This window comes from Streptomyces sp. NPDC101152 (assembly GCF_044768275.1).
In the GTDB taxonomy this organism is placed as follows: domain Bacteria; phylum Actinomycetota; class Actinomycetes; order Streptomycetales; family Streptomycetaceae; genus Streptomyces.
The window spans coordinates 56636-69722 of sequence record NZ_JBIWPO010000002.1; the positions used below are offsets into that span (position 1 = coordinate 56636).

The 13087-nt window shown below is 70.9% G+C and carries 12 protein-coding genes; 7 read left to right on the plus strand and 5 right to left on the minus strand.

The genetic code is table 11. From position 1 onward, the window contains the following. From ACIRVK_RS02790 to ccsB, 3 genes are read left to right on the plus strand one after another with little or no spacing between them, the layout of a single operon-like run. A complete protein-coding gene (locus ACIRVK_RS02790) occupies positions 1 to 771 on the plus strand; it encodes a cytochrome c biogenesis CcdA family protein (protein WP_404243272.1) in 771 nt (256 codons plus the stop codon). Positions 772 to 774: 3 nt separating this feature from the next. Next, the gene (locus ACIRVK_RS02795; protein WP_404243274.1) at positions 775 to 2544 is read left to right on the plus strand and encodes a cytochrome c biogenesis protein ResB; all 1770 of its coding nucleotides are present in this window, start codon (positions 775 to 777) and stop codon (positions 2542 to 2544) included. Next, positions 2541 to 3644: a c-type cytochrome biogenesis protein CcsB gene (ccsB, locus tag ACIRVK_RS02800; protein ID WP_404243276.1), complete on the plus strand. Its 1104-nt coding sequence runs from the start codon at positions 2541 to 2543 to the stop codon at positions 3642 to 3644. The genes ACIRVK_RS02795 and ccsB overlap by 4 nt, the downstream gene beginning before the upstream one ends. Positions 3645 to 3668: 24 nt before the next feature. Here the strand turns inward: ccsB and ACIRVK_RS02805 are convergent, their stop codons facing one another. Together ACIRVK_RS02805 and ACIRVK_RS02810 are read right to left on the minus strand one after the other, a co-directional pair. Beyond that, the gene (locus ACIRVK_RS02805; RefSeq protein ID WP_404243278.1) at positions 3669 to 4643 is read right to left on the minus strand and encodes an isopenicillin N synthase family dioxygenase; all 975 of its coding nucleotides are present in this window, start codon (positions 4641 to 4643) and stop codon (positions 3669 to 3671) included. After that, the gene (locus ACIRVK_RS02810; protein ID WP_404243280.1) at positions 4636 to 5085 is read right to left on the minus strand and encodes a nucleoside deaminase; all 450 of its coding nucleotides are present in this window, start codon (positions 5083 to 5085) and stop codon (positions 4636 to 4638) included. The genes ACIRVK_RS02805 and ACIRVK_RS02810 overlap by 8 nt, the downstream gene beginning before the upstream one ends. A 100-nt stretch (positions 5086 to 5185) precedes the next feature. On the opposite strand from ACIRVK_RS02810, the gene ACIRVK_RS02815 reads away from it, so the two are divergent. Further along, positions 5186 to 6445: a PucR family transcriptional regulator gene (locus tag ACIRVK_RS02815; RefSeq protein ID WP_404243282.1), complete on the plus strand. Its 1260-nt coding sequence runs from the start codon at positions 5186 to 5188 to the stop codon at positions 6443 to 6445. A 167-nt stretch (positions 6446 to 6612) separates the two neighbouring features. Here ACIRVK_RS02815 and ACIRVK_RS02820 read toward each other — a convergent pair whose 3' ends face one another. Next, entirely contained in the window at positions 6613 to 7284 is a 672-nt protein-coding gene (locus ACIRVK_RS02820; protein ID WP_404243284.1) for a Type 1 glutamine amidotransferase-like domain-containing protein, read from the minus strand. A 119-nt stretch (positions 7285 to 7403) separates the two neighbouring features. On the opposite strand from ACIRVK_RS02820, the gene ACIRVK_RS02825 reads away from it, so the two are divergent. The 3 genes from ACIRVK_RS02825 to ACIRVK_RS02835 are packed head-to-tail and all read left to right on the plus strand — an operon-like array spanning position 7404 to position 10638. Beyond that, on the plus strand, positions 7404 to 8057 hold the full coding sequence (locus ACIRVK_RS02825; protein WP_404243286.1) for a response regulator transcription factor: 654 nt from the start codon (positions 7404 to 7406) through the stop codon (positions 8055 to 8057). Continuing rightward, positions 8048 to 9316, plus strand: a complete 1269-nt coding sequence (locus tag ACIRVK_RS02830; protein ID WP_404243288.1) for a sensor histidine kinase — start codon at positions 8048 to 8050, stop codon at positions 9314 to 9316. The genes ACIRVK_RS02825 and ACIRVK_RS02830 overlap by 10 nt, the downstream gene beginning before the upstream one ends. Before the next feature lie 38 nt (positions 9317 to 9354). Next, positions 9355 to 10638 (plus strand): hypothetical protein, encoded by a 1284-nt coding sequence (locus ACIRVK_RS02835; protein ID WP_404243290.1) that lies wholly within the window; start codon positions 9355 to 9357, stop codon positions 10636 to 10638. 13 nt (positions 10639 to 10651) lie between these two features. Here the strand turns inward: ACIRVK_RS02835 and ACIRVK_RS02840 are convergent, their stop codons facing one another. Then, positions 10652 to 11572 (minus strand): transglutaminase-like domain-containing protein, encoded by a 921-nt coding sequence (locus ACIRVK_RS02840; protein ID WP_404243292.1) that lies wholly within the window; start codon positions 11570 to 11572, stop codon positions 10652 to 10654. Positions 11573 to 11676: 104 nt separating this feature from the next. After that, positions 11677 to 13071 carry a purine-cytosine permease family protein gene (locus tag ACIRVK_RS02845; protein ID WP_404243294.1) on the minus strand — a complete coding sequence of 465 codons (1395 nt, stop codon included), beginning with the start codon at positions 13069 to 13071 and terminating at the stop codon, positions 11677 to 11679. Positions 13072 to 13087: the final 16 nt, after the last annotated feature.

The window sequence follows — 13087 nt, forward strand, 5'->3', positions numbered from 1 at the left end:
GTGACATCGGTCACCACGCTCGCCGCGACGGGCTACAACGGCACGGTGCTCAACGGCGCCCTGCTGGTCGCCCTGCCCATCGCGCTGCTCGGCGGACTCGTCTCCTTCTTCTCCCCGTGCGTCCTGCCGCTCGTCCCCGGTTACCTCTCCTACGTCACCGGGGTGGCCGGCACCGACCTGGCCGAGGCCCGTCGGGGGCGGATGGTCGCCGGTGCCTCCCTCTTCGTGCTCGGCTTCACCGCCGTCTTCGTCTCCAGCGGCGCCCTGTTCGGCTACTTCGGCACCACCCTCCAGGACAACAAGGGCGTCCTGTCCGAGGTGCTGGGTGTGCTCATGATCCTCATGGGCGTCTTCTTCATGGGCCTGATGCCCTGGATGACCCAGCGGGAGTTCCGTTTCCACAACAGGCCCGCCACCGGGCTGATCGGCGCCCCGCTGCTCGGCGCGCTCTTCGGCATCGGCTGGACCCCGTGCATCGGCCCCACCCTCGCCTCCGTGCTGACCCTCTCCTCCCAGCAGGGCAGCGCGGGCCGCGGTGCCATACTGACCGTCGCCTACTGCCTCGGCCTCGGCGTGCCCTTCGTGCTCGCCGCGGTCGCCTTCCGCAAGGCGCTCGGCGCCTTCGGCTGGGTCAAGCGCCACTATGTCTGGGTGATGCGGATCGGCGGCACGATGATGATCGTGACCGGTCTGCTCCTGGTCACCGGCGCCTGGGACCGCATCGTGCAGGACATGCAGTCCTGGTCCGCCGGCTTCACCGTGGGGATCTGATCGATGAGCAAGACCGAACCGGACACGGCCGCCGAGCGGACCGACGACGACCTCGGCGCGGCCGGCTCCCAGCTGTCCACCGCCCCCAAGGAGGAGCTGGCGAACCTGCCCTCCCTGGGCGCCATCGGCTGGGCCCGCTGGTTCTGGCGGCAACTGACCTCCATGCGGGTCGCGCTGCTCCTGCTCCTGCTCCTCTCCCTCGGCGCGATCCCCGGCTCACTGATCCCGCAGTCCGGCATCGACGCCACCAAGGTCGCCGACTTCCGCAAGGCGCACACCTTCCTCGCGCCCGTCTACGACAAGCTCGGCCTCTTCCACGTCTACAGCTCGGTGTGGTTCTCCTCGATCTACATCCTGCTGTTCGTCTCCCTCATCGGCTGCATCATCCCGCGCACCTGGCAGTTCGTCGGGCAGCTGCGCGGCCGCCCGCCGGGCGCGCCCAAGCGGCTGACCCGGCTGCCCGCCTACACGACCTGGCGCACCGAGGCCGAACCCGAGCAGGTCCGCGAGGCCGCGCTCTCTCTGCTCAAAAAGCGCCGCTTCCGCGCCCATGTCGCCGGTGACGCCGTCGCCGCCGAGAAGGGCTATCTGCGGGAGGCCGGCAACCTCGCCTTCCACATCGCCCTGATCGTCCTGCTGATCGCCTTCGCCTGGGGCCAGCTGTTCAAGTCCGAGGGCAACAAGCTGATCGTCGAGGGCGACGGCTTCTCCAACACCACCACCCAGTACGACGACTTCAAGTCCGGCAACCTCTTCACCACCGACGACCTGGTGCCGTTCAGCTTCACCCTGGACAAGTTCACCGGCACGTACGAGATGAACGGGCCCAACAAGGGCACCCCCCGCACTTACCAGGCGGCCGTCACCTACAGCCAGGGCGCCTACGGCAAGGAGCAGAAGAGGGTCGTCAAGGTCAACGAGCCGCTGTCGATCGGCGACGCGAACGTCTACCTCACCGCCCACGGCTACGCCCCCCTCATCACCGTCCGCGACGGCAAGGGCAACGTCGTCTACCGCGACGCCGTCCCCCTCCTCCCGCTCGACTCCAACGTCACCTCCACCGGCGTGGTCAAGGTCCTCGACGGCTACCGGAACGCCCAGGGCGCCAGCGAGCAGCTGGGCATCTCGGCGTTCCTCCTGCCGACCTACACCCCGGGCAGCGAGACGGCGTCCACCTTCCCCGCGCTGATGAACCCGGTGCTCAACCTGACGCCGTACCACGGTGACCTCGGCGTCGACTCCGGGATCCCGCAGAGCGTGTACCAGCTCGACAAGTCCCACGTGAAGGCGTTCAAGGACGCCAGGGGCCAGCAGCTGCGGGGCAACCTGAAGCCGGGCGAGACCATGCGGCTGCCGGGCGGCGCCGGGTCGATCACCTACGAGACGACCAAGGAGTGGGCGAACTTCCAGGTCGTCCAGCAGCCCGGCACCGACTGGGCGCTCGGCGGCGCCCTCGCCGCGATCTTCGGCCTCGCCGGTTCCCTGTTCATCCAGCGCCGCCGCGTCTGGGTGCGCGCGGTGACCGGCCCCGACGGCGTCACCGTCGTCGAGATGGGCGGCCTCGGCCGCAGCGAGTCCGCCAAGGTCCCGGAGGAACTCGGCGACCTCGCCGGCATCCTCTACGACCAGGCCCCGGGCGCACCCGAGCCCGCCGAGGACGACCGCGACCACGATCACTCCGACGCCGAACCCGACGCCGGCTCCTCAGACCAAGACGACACCACCACCCCCGACCCCCAAGTCGTACCTGCCGAAGGGGCTGAGACGCAGTGATTCCCGCCGCCGGAACCGAGTTGGCCACGGCCACCAACGAACACCTCGCGAACATCAGCAACACGCTGATCTACTCCGCGATGGCCGTGTACACCCTGGCCTTCTTCACCTACATCGCCGAGTGGATCTTCGGCAGCCGCAGCAAGATCGGCCGTACGGCCGCCGCGCTGACCGGGAAGGGCGAGGGCGCCGGGGGCAAGGCACCGGCCGTCACCGTGCAGAAGGCCGGCGGCACCGCCGTACTGGAACGGCCCAAAGTCGTCGTACGGTCCGCGGCCGGCGCCCGTGACGTGCCGGACGGGCCCGGGGCGCACGGCGGGGACGAGCAGGGCGACCTCTACGGGCGTATCGCCATCTCCCTCACCGTGCTCGCGTACCTCGTCCACCTCGCCGGCGTGATCGCCCGCGCGGCCTCGGTGGAGCGGGCGCCGTGGGGCAACATGTACGAGTTCAACATCACGTTCTCCGCGGTGGCCGTCACGGTCTACCTCGCGCTGCTCGCGCTGAAGAAGAACGTCCGCTGGCTCGGCCTGTTCCTGATCACGACGGTCCTCCTCGACCTGGGCATCGCCGTCACCGTCCTGTACACCGCCAGTGACCAGTTGGTTCCCGCCCTCCACTCGTACTGGCTGTACATCCACGTCTCCACCGCCATCCTGTGCGGCGCGGTCTTCTACGTGGGCGCGGTCGGCACCCTGCTGTACCTCTTCAAGGACTCCTACGAGACCAAGCTGGAGAACGGCGGCACCCCGGGCCGCTTCGCCACCTCGTTCCTGGAACGCCTGCCCGCCTCGGCCTCGCTGGACAAGTTCTCCTACCGCATCAACGCGGCCGTCTTCCCGCTGTGGACGTTCACGATCATCGCGGGCGCGATCTGGGCCGAGTCGGCCTGGGGCCGCTACTGGGGCTGGGACCCCAAGGAGACCTGGGCGTTCATCACCTGGGTCGCCTACGCCTGCTACCTGCACGCCCGCGCCACGGCCGGCTGGAAGGGCCGCAAGGCCGCCTACCTGGCCCTGATCGCCTTCGGCTGCTGGCTGTTCAACTACTACGGCGTCAACATCTTCGTCTCCGGCAAGCACTCGTACGCGGGCGTGTAGCCGCCGTGCCGCGGGAGGAGCCGGTCAGCCGACCGTGATCGAGTCCAGCTTCTCCCGCAGGTAGACGTGCGAGTCGACGGGCTCGTACGCCACCCGCCCCACCGGCGCCGGCACGGAGCGCACGACCGTCCCCGGGGTGCACTCGCCGAAGTAGACGAGGGACATCAGCTCCTCGGACGGCGCGTCCGCCGGGGGCGGCAGCACCCGGTGCCGTCCCGAGCGCCACCGGTCGCCCGTCCAACGGGCCATCAGGTCACCGATGTTGATCGTGAAGGCCTCGGGATCGAACGGCGCGTCCTCCCAGCCGCCCTCATCCGTGTAGACCTGCAGCCCGCCCTTGCCCGCCTGCCGGTCCAGGATCGTGACCGTCCCGAAGTCGGTGTGCGGGCCGATGCGGAACTGGCCCGGCTGCGGCTCTCCGATCACCTCCGTCCCCGGGTACCAGTTGATGTTGAAGCCGTACGTCGGGTGGTCCATGTGCCGGGAGAAGAAGTCGGGTTCGAGCCCGAGCGCCTCGCCGAGCAGGGACAGCAGCAGCTTCTCCAGCTCCGCCATCCGCTCCAGGTACTCCGCGCACAGCGTCCGCAGCTCCGGCACCTCGGCCGGCCAGACGTTGGGCGCGTACCACTCGGCGTTGACGACCGGGTCGTCGAAGGGCTCGTGGGTGGCGAAGGTCAGCGACTCCTTGAGGTCCGGCGGGGTCTCGGTGCCCTCCGAGTAGCCGTTCGCCTCCGCGCCGGGACCCAGCCAGCCACGCCCGCCGACCTTCGCCTCGTACGGCTGCTTCACCTCGACGGGCAGCGTGAAGAAGGCCCGCGCGGCCTCCCGGATGCGTGAACGCAGGGCGGGATCGACCCCGTGGCCGGTCACCAGCAGGAACCCGGCGGTCTGCAGTGCCTCGTCGACGGTACGGGCGATGGCGGCGCGGGCGTCCGCGTCGCCCTCCAGCCAGGGCCGCAGGTCGACGGTCGGAACGCGCGGGGCGGGAGCGTCACTCACCGATGTCCTCATTCCACAGTGCCGGGTGGTCCTTGATGAAGTCGCGCATCATGCCGATGCACTCGGGATCGTCGAGCAGCACGATCTCCACGCCGTGCTCGGCCAGCCAGTCGTGCCCGCCGTGGAAGGTCGCCGCCTCCCCGACGACCACCCGCGAGATGCCGAACTGCCGGACCAGACCCGAGCAGTACCAGCAGGGCGAGAGGGTGGTGACCATGGTCGTCCCACGGTACGAGCGCTGCCGTCCCGCGTTCCGGAACGCCGCCGTCTCCGCGTGCGTCGACGGGTCGTCGTCCTGGACGCGCCGGTTGTGGCCCCGCCCGAGGAGGGTGCCGTCGGCGCCGTAGAGCGCGGCCCCGATCGGGATGCCGCCCTCCGCGAGCCCGGCGCGGGCCTCCTCGACGGCGGTGGCGAGCCAGGTGCGTGCCTGTGCCTGATCCATACGTCCCACTCTCCTGTGGCCGAAACACGAGGGCAACGTGCGGAAAGTACTCTCCGGGCAACCCGCCGCCGGACGAACTGTCCAAGCCCAGGAGGTGCCCGTGGCCGCCCTCACGCTCCGCGAAGTCCTGGACCTCGACCCCGTACGGGCCTCCGAGCCCGTCCTCCTCACCGGCGGGGGCGCCCTCGACCGCCCCGTGCGCTGGGTCCACTCCAGCGAGGTGTACGAGGGCGCCAACTTCCTCGACGGCGGCGAACTGCTGCTCACCAACGGTTTCGGCCTGACCGACGCCGACGAGGAGGTACGGCGGCGGTACGTCCGTGAGCTGGCCGCGCGCGGTGCGGCGGGGCTGGCGGTGGAGATCGGCCGCTCCCTGCCCCACATGCCGGCCGAGGTCGTCGACGAGGCGGACCGGCTCGGCCTGCCCCTGCTGGCCCTGCACCGGGTCGTGCCCTTCGTCCGCATCACGGAGGCGGCCAACCGCGCGATCGTCGCCCGCGGGCTGTCCGGGCGGTCGGTGGTACGCCCCTGGGGCGACGACCACACGGCGGCCCTGCTCGCCGACCTCGCCGACCGGGCCGCCCTCAACCAGCCCGAGGTGGAGGCCCGTTCGGCCCTCGCCGGGTTCCATCCGGGGCCGGGGGCCCGCCTGATCGGGGTGTCCGTGCACGGGACGCGGGAGGTCGGCGCGGTGGACCGGGCGGTACGGCTGCTGGGCGGCGCGAGCGTGCTGCGGGCCGCCTTCCCGGGCGACGTCCTCGCCCTGCTCGCGCTGCCCACCACGCGGGCCGGTGACCCCATCCGCGCCGTCCAGGAAGCCTTCCGCGCCGCCGCCGATCCCGGCCTCACCGTCGCCGTCGGCCACGCCGTAGAGGCGGGCGGCGGCTGGCTGCGCTGGAGCGACACCTTGCGCGCGGCCCGTACGACACTGGAGCTGGCGCTGACCGTGCCGGCCGCCGAACCCTCCGTGCCCGACGGCCCGTTGGTGACCTCCGCCCGCGCGCTCGCCCTCGAACGGGAGCTGACTCGCGGGGGAGTCGACACCAACCGCGACCGCCTCGCCCGACTGGTCCAGCACACCCTGGGCCCCCTCCTCGCCTGGGAGGCGGCCCACCCCAGCGACCTGGTCCGCACCCTGGAGGTCCACCTGCGCCACGGCTGCTCCCCGACCCGCACGGCCGCCCTCCTCCACATCGGCCGCCAGTCCCTGTACCAACGCCTGGAACGTATCGAGTCCTTGCTCGGCCTGGACATCGACGACCCGGACCTGCTGGGCGAGTTGCTGCAGGCGGCTTGCGCGCACCGGGTCGTGCGGGGGATGGGGGCGGCGGGGGTGCGGAGGTTGCGGACGGTGGCCTAGTGCCGCGGCAGGCAACGTATGCCCGGTAAGGAGCGGCGTCCGGGGCGTCCTCTCGGCGTGCCGGACGGAATGCCCCGTTGATGGACCGGACGTACTGGGGGTTTCGGCCGGTGCGGCGAGAGGGCGTGCCGGGCGTCGCGACGGGGTGAACGTCGCCTGTCGCGGCACTAGAGCGAGTGGAACCGCCAGCGGCCTTCGGTGACGACGTCCTGCTTGCCGTCCCTGACGCGGACGGCGCTCTCGTCGTCGATGAAGTAGATCGGGAAGTCCGCCCGCGCCGTGATGCGGTCGGCCCAGGCGTCGTCGCGCTCGGGGAAGTCCGGTGAGTACAGGTGGGGCTTGAGATACCAGTCGAAGAGGCCGAACGGCGGCTCCACGGTCGTCGCGCCGAGCAGGTGGAGGTCGGCGGTGTCCCCGATGACGTCGGCGGAGTGTTCGGTGAGGTTGCGGCTGAAGATCATCGATCCGGCGCTGACCCCGACGTATACCCGGCTCTCCAGCGCCTCGAGGACGCCGGCCGCCAGGCCGTTGCCGGTGATGCTGCGGGCGAGGTGGTAGTGGTTGCCGCCCTCGACGTAGACGACGTCGGCGTGGAGCAGCCGGTCGAGCACCAACTGCGGGGGCAGGCCGTTCAGTTCGAGGACGTCGAACTCCCGCCAGCCGAGCCCGTGCAGCCGGTTCATGTCCGCGAGGAGCCAGCCGTGGTCCCCGGGTTCGGCGACGGACGCCGTGGGAACGAACACGACGTTCGCCGATCCGAACGGCTTCCCCAGCATGTCCCGCAGCGCATCCCGCAGTGTGTCGTTGCGCAGGCCACTCGCCGTCAACAGGAGATTCATCGGGCGAGCCAAGCACGCCTGACGTGCGCACGCAACGTTCCGCCGACCGACCGGGCCCCTCCACGGAGCGCCGACCAGGGGAAATGGAGAACCGGAAGGTGAGTATCTAGGGTCGGCACGTGGCTTTCATCATGGTGTGCGAAGACGATGCGGCGGTCCGCGGCATTCTCAAGCGCGCCCTGGAGCACGACGGCCACACCGTCGCCGTCGCCGCCACGGCCGACAGCCTGCTGCGGCAGCTCGCCCCTGCGCCCCAGCTGGTCGTCCTGGATCTCGGGCTGCCGGACGCCGACGGCCGTGACGTCTGCCTGGCCCTGCGGGCCCGCGGCGTCGACGCGCCGGTGCTGATGCTCACCGCCCTGGACGGCCTGCACCACAAGGTGGGCGGCTTCGAGGCCGGCGCCGACGACTACATGACCAAGCCCTTCGACATCCCGGAACTGCTGGTCCGCGTCCGGGCCCTGCTGCGCCGGACCACCGTGGCGCCCGTACCGCACGAGGTCGTCCTCGATCCGGCGAAGCACGTGGTGACCTACGATGCGGTGAGCATGAGCCTGACCCCGACCGAGTTCCGGCTGCTGGGCCGGCTGATCGCCTCGCAGGGCGACGCGGTGCGCCGGCACGCCCTCGTCGCCGCCGGCTGGCCGCACGGAGCGCAGGTCAGCGACAACACCCTGGACTCCTACGTGCGCCGGCTGCGGACCAAGCTCACCGAGCTGGGCGTGGCCGAGCGGCTGGCGACCGTGCGCGGCGTGGGATACCGATGGCAGTGACCGGATTCCGCAGGAGCGTCGTCGCGCTGACCGTGCTGATCGCCACCGCCGTGGTCGCGATCCTGGTCGTGGTCTCGCATGTGCTGCTCAGCCGCGTGACGGACGCCGACGCGCGCGATCTGGCGCGCACCCGCGCCGAGGCGGTCGCGGCGAACGTCACCGTCCGGCACGGCAGGGTCGTGCTCACCGAGAACGGCAGCGAGGCGCTGGACGAGGTCGCCTGGGTGTACTCCGACGGCCGCCTGATCGACGGGAACGTACCGCCGAGCGTCGTCGACCGCGTCGAGGCGCTGGCGGACGCGGGGCGCTCGCAGACCGCGTCCGTCGGCAACTACCTCCTGTACACGCGGGCCGTCCCGGTCGACGGGCACCATGTCATGGTGATCGTCCGGGTGGACCTCACGCCGTACGAGACGTCCGAGCAGCGCAGCCTGGCCCTGTCGCTGATACTGGGCGGCCTGACGATCCTCCTCGCGGGCGGTGTCGCGCACCTCGTGGTGCGCCGCGCCCTGCGGGTCGTGCACGAGATGGCCGCCCTCGCCGACGAGTGGGGCCATCACGAACCCGGGCGCCGCTTCAACCTCGGCGTCCCCCGCGACGAGTTCGGGGAACTGGGACAGACCCTGGACCACCTCCTGGAACGCGTCGACAACGCGCTGGCGGACGAGCGCCGGCTCACCGACGAGATCGCCCACGAACTGCGGACACCGCTCACGGTCCTGCGCGGCGAGGCGCAACTCGCGCAGCTGTCCGGCGAGCCGGTGGCGCCGGAGGCGGTGCTGAGCGAGGTCGACCGCCTCGACGCGGCGATCACCACGATCCTGGGCGCCGCCCGCGCGCGGACGGACGACGGGACCTGGTGCGATCTGCGGTCCGCCGCGCGCCGTGCGATCGGCAGCCGCGCGGTCGAGGTCGCCTTCCCGGGGAAGGTCGAGGTGGCCGTGGCGCCCGACGTCGCCGTGTCGCTGCTGTCGCCCCTGCTGGAGAACGGCCTGCGGCACGCGAAGTCCCGGGTGTGGATCACCGCGCGCAGCGAGGGCGAGGCGATCGTGGTCGACGTCCTGGACGACGGCCCCGGGTTCGATCCCGATGAGGTCGACCGGGTCTTCGAGGCGGGGGTGAGCGGCGGCGACGGGTTCGGGCTGGGGCTGCCGGTGGTCCGGCGCATCGCCGCCTCGGCCGGGGTGGAGGTGCGCGCGATCGCGGACGGCCGCGGTCATGTCGAGGTGACGCTCCCGGCGGCCCGCGCGGTCACGTAGTCAGGTTGCGTGCAGGTTCCCCACGTAAACCTCCCTGCATGACAACGACAACGGAAGCACGCACGCGTAGCGGGCGCCTCATGCTCAACAAGGTTCCCGAGGTCACCGTCTGGTTCTGGGTGATCAAGATCCTGTGTACGACGGTCGGTGAGAGCTTCGCCGACTGGATCAACATGAAGCTGGGCGTCGGCCTGGTGAACACCGCCTGGATCTTCACCGCCGTCTTCGTGGTGGTCCTCACCGTCCAGCTGCGGCTGAAGCGGTACGTCCCGTTCCCCTACTGGCTGACCGTGGTCGTTGTCAGCGTCACGGGCACCCTGTACACCGACATCCTGACCGACCAGCTGAACGTGCCGCTGTGGATCAGCTCCGCGGTCTTCTCCGTGCTGCTCGCGGTGGTCTTCGGCGTGTGGTGGCTGCGCGAGCGCACCCTGTCGATCCACTCGGTCACCACGCTCTCGCGCGAGTCGTTCTACTGGCTGACCGTCCTGGTCACCTTCGCACTCGGCACCGCGACCGGCGACTGGACCCTGGAGCTGACCGGCTGGAGCCCGGGCGCCTCGGTGCTGCTGCCCCTCGGTCTCATCGCGGCGATCACGGCGCTGTGGCGGTACGGCGCCAACCCGGTGCTGTCCTTCTGGCTCGCCTACATCCTGACCCGCCCGCTGGGCGCCAACATCGGCGACTGGCTGGCCTCCCCGAAGGTCGCCCAGAACCCGGGCGACCCGACCGGCCTCGACCTGGGCACCTTCACCACCAGCCTGATCTTCCTCGGCCTGATCCTGGCGACGGTGGTCTACCTGACCGTGACGCGCTCGGATGTGACCGAGACCTACGAGGCGACCCACGCCGCACACGCCGCCCGCAGGGGCCGGGACATGCGCAAGGAGCGTGTGGCGCTCGGCGGCTTCGGAGTGCTGGCCGTCGCCATCGCGGGCCTGCTGGTCTGGGCCCACGGCCAGCCGCACACCGGCCCGGCGCCGGAGGCCGACAACACCACCGCCGTCCAGCTGGCTCCCGGCGTGGCGGTGAAGAAGTTCCCGCCGGCCAAGGTGGCCGCGCTGAAGGCCCTCGCCTCCACCTCGCTCAAGGACGCCCGGTCCGGGAACGCGAAGAGCGCGCACGCGGCCGCCCAGTCGCTGCGTGACCTGTGGGACGCCGACCAGGCCTCGCTGCAGCCGCTGGACCAGACCGGCTGGACCTCCATCGACGCCCAGATGGACAAGGTGCTCAAGACCTTCGGCATCGATCACCCGAACCCGCCGGAGTCGCCCGCTCAGCAGGAGAAGGAACTGAACGCCCTCCTGACGGACATGGGCTGACGTACGAGCGTCGTCACCCTGCGCGATCGTAGCCCTCGCGCAGGGTGACGGTGCTCGGGCCGTTGTAGGGGGCGTAGCAGGTCACCGTCGGCGGAGTGCGCAGGGTGTCGTGTCCGGCGAACAGCTTGCGGACGGCGTCGAAGGACACCTCGCCGCTGACCACCGGGGCGACGGCGTCGTACATCTCCCGTGCGGACTCCGGCAACGGGTCGCCGGGCTTGCCCTCGGCCTCGCCCCACACGTCCCACAGCAGGGTCTCGACCTTGTTCAGCATGGCGAGGTCGAGCCGGACGTTGCCGGCGACGAACCGCTCGCCCCAGAACGGGCCCTCCTCCGGGGCATGCAGTCCGAAGGTCCTCGGGTCGGCCGCGCCCGCGCGGATCGCCTGCCACGCCTCGCCCGCGACGAGGAAACGGTCGCGGGGGACGTCCATCGGGTCGAAGTCCGCGTTCCAGTGGGCGGTGGCGCCGGGATCGGCGAGCTCGGGGTCGGCCAGCAGCCAGCCCCGCTGCTCGTCCCAGTACTCGGTGACGACGTGGTCGAAGTGGAAGCCGTCGGTGGTGAAGTAGTCGGCGAAGCCGGAGCGGATGCGGGCCGGGATGCCCGCGTGCCGCAGGAACGAGCAGTGCAGCAGCGCGAAGTCCCGGCAGGTCCCGACGAACCGGTCCCCGACCTCCCGCCGCCGGTCCAGCGGGTCGTCGTTCCGTTCGACGAGGATCCGCAGGACGCCGTCGACGTAGCGGGCCTCGGCGTCGTTGTGGAGCCGGTCGGTGGGGTGGGTGTGACCGAAGAGGTCCTCCTCCAGGCGGTGGATCATCAAGTCCCGTACGACACGGGCCAGTCGGGCCGGATCACGCGGTAAACCGCGGTAGACCCCGGCGAGGTCGCCGGGGTCCGAGAACGTGCTGTGCGTGGCGTAGAAGGCGAGCGACACGAGGCCCTCCCGAAGGCGCTATCGGCCACGTGTTCGATTTCGGGCCGGCGCACCTCACCGTGCCAAAATTCGCCGGTGATTGTCCAGTGGTACCGGGGACGGCCTCAGGACGTGGCCTTCCGGCGGCGCAGCACCGCGTACAGCAGCGCGCTCAGCGCGAAGCCGACGACCGGGGTGATGTCGCCGAAGGACGGCCAGTGCTTCGGGACGTAGCCGACGTAGTCCTGCTGGTTGGAGAAGAGCGGGACGGAGACCGCGACGCCGATCAACAGGGCGGCCAGCCCTGGCCAGTTGGTGTGGGAGCGGTCCGTCAGGCGGGCCGCCAGTTCCTCGTCCGTGGCCGTGCGGGACTGCAGCCACCGCTCCACCAGGACGACCCCCAGCCACGGCGCCACCCAGTACGCGATCACCAGCAGGAACGCCTCGTAGGCCGCGCCCGCGTCGTTCAGTGACGCCCACGCCGCCGCCGTACCGGCGAGGCCGGACACCACGACCAGCATGCTGCGGCTCAGCCAGGTCGGCAGGTTCAGGCCGAACGACGTGATCGAGATCGCGCCGGAGTAGATGTTGAGGGCGTTCGCGGAGATGCCGCCGAGCATGATGGCGAGGAGCACCAGATCGCCGAGCCAGCCCGGCAGATGGCCGGTGAAGGCCGCCGTCGGGGTGGCGTCCTTCGGGGCCAGGATCGTGGCGGAGGCCGCGCCGATGACCGCGACCAGGGACACGGACACGAACAGGCCGATCGCCGGGTAGAGGACCGTCCTCAGCTTGTTCGCGCTGCGCGGCAGGTAGCGGGAGTAGTCGGTGGCGTACGGGTTCCAGCCCGCCGCGTATCCCCAGGCGGCGCTGAACGCCAGCAGGAAGCCGCCGATGCCGCCGCCGGTGCCGCCCCCGCCGAGGTGCGCGTCCTTGAAGGTCCACACGCCGGCCAGCAGGAAGATCACGGCGAGCGCGGGGAAGGCGTACTTCTCGAAGGTGTGGACGAAATTGTGGCCGACGAAACCGATGAGGATCTCGGCGACCACCACGAGGAGGAGCGAGGGCAGCGGGCGCAGGCCCGTCAGTGTGTTGAGGGCGAAGGCCGCGCTCACGCTGTTCACCGCGAACCAGCCCACGCCCGCGACCAGGCCGTTGGCCGCGGCCGGCAGGATGTTGCCGAAGTAGCCGAAGGAGAACCGGCCGATCACCATCTGCGGGACCCCGAAGCGCGGCCCGTCCAGGGACAGCACGCCCTGCGTGATCGCGCCGACCGCGGTGCCGAGCACGATGGCGGCCGTCGCCGCCCAGAAGCTCAGCCCGAAGAAGAGCACCGCGATCACGCCGATGTAGACGGTCGCGAACTCGATGTTCGGGGAGGCCCACGTCCACAGCAACTGCAGCGGGGTGCCGTGCCGTTCGGCGTCGGGGATCGGTTCGGAGCCCGCCGTCTCGACGGCGATGACCTTGTCACCGTAGGCGGGCGCGAGGGTGCCGGCGGAGTCGGCGGGAGCTGTCGTCATGCGAGCCAAGTGTCCG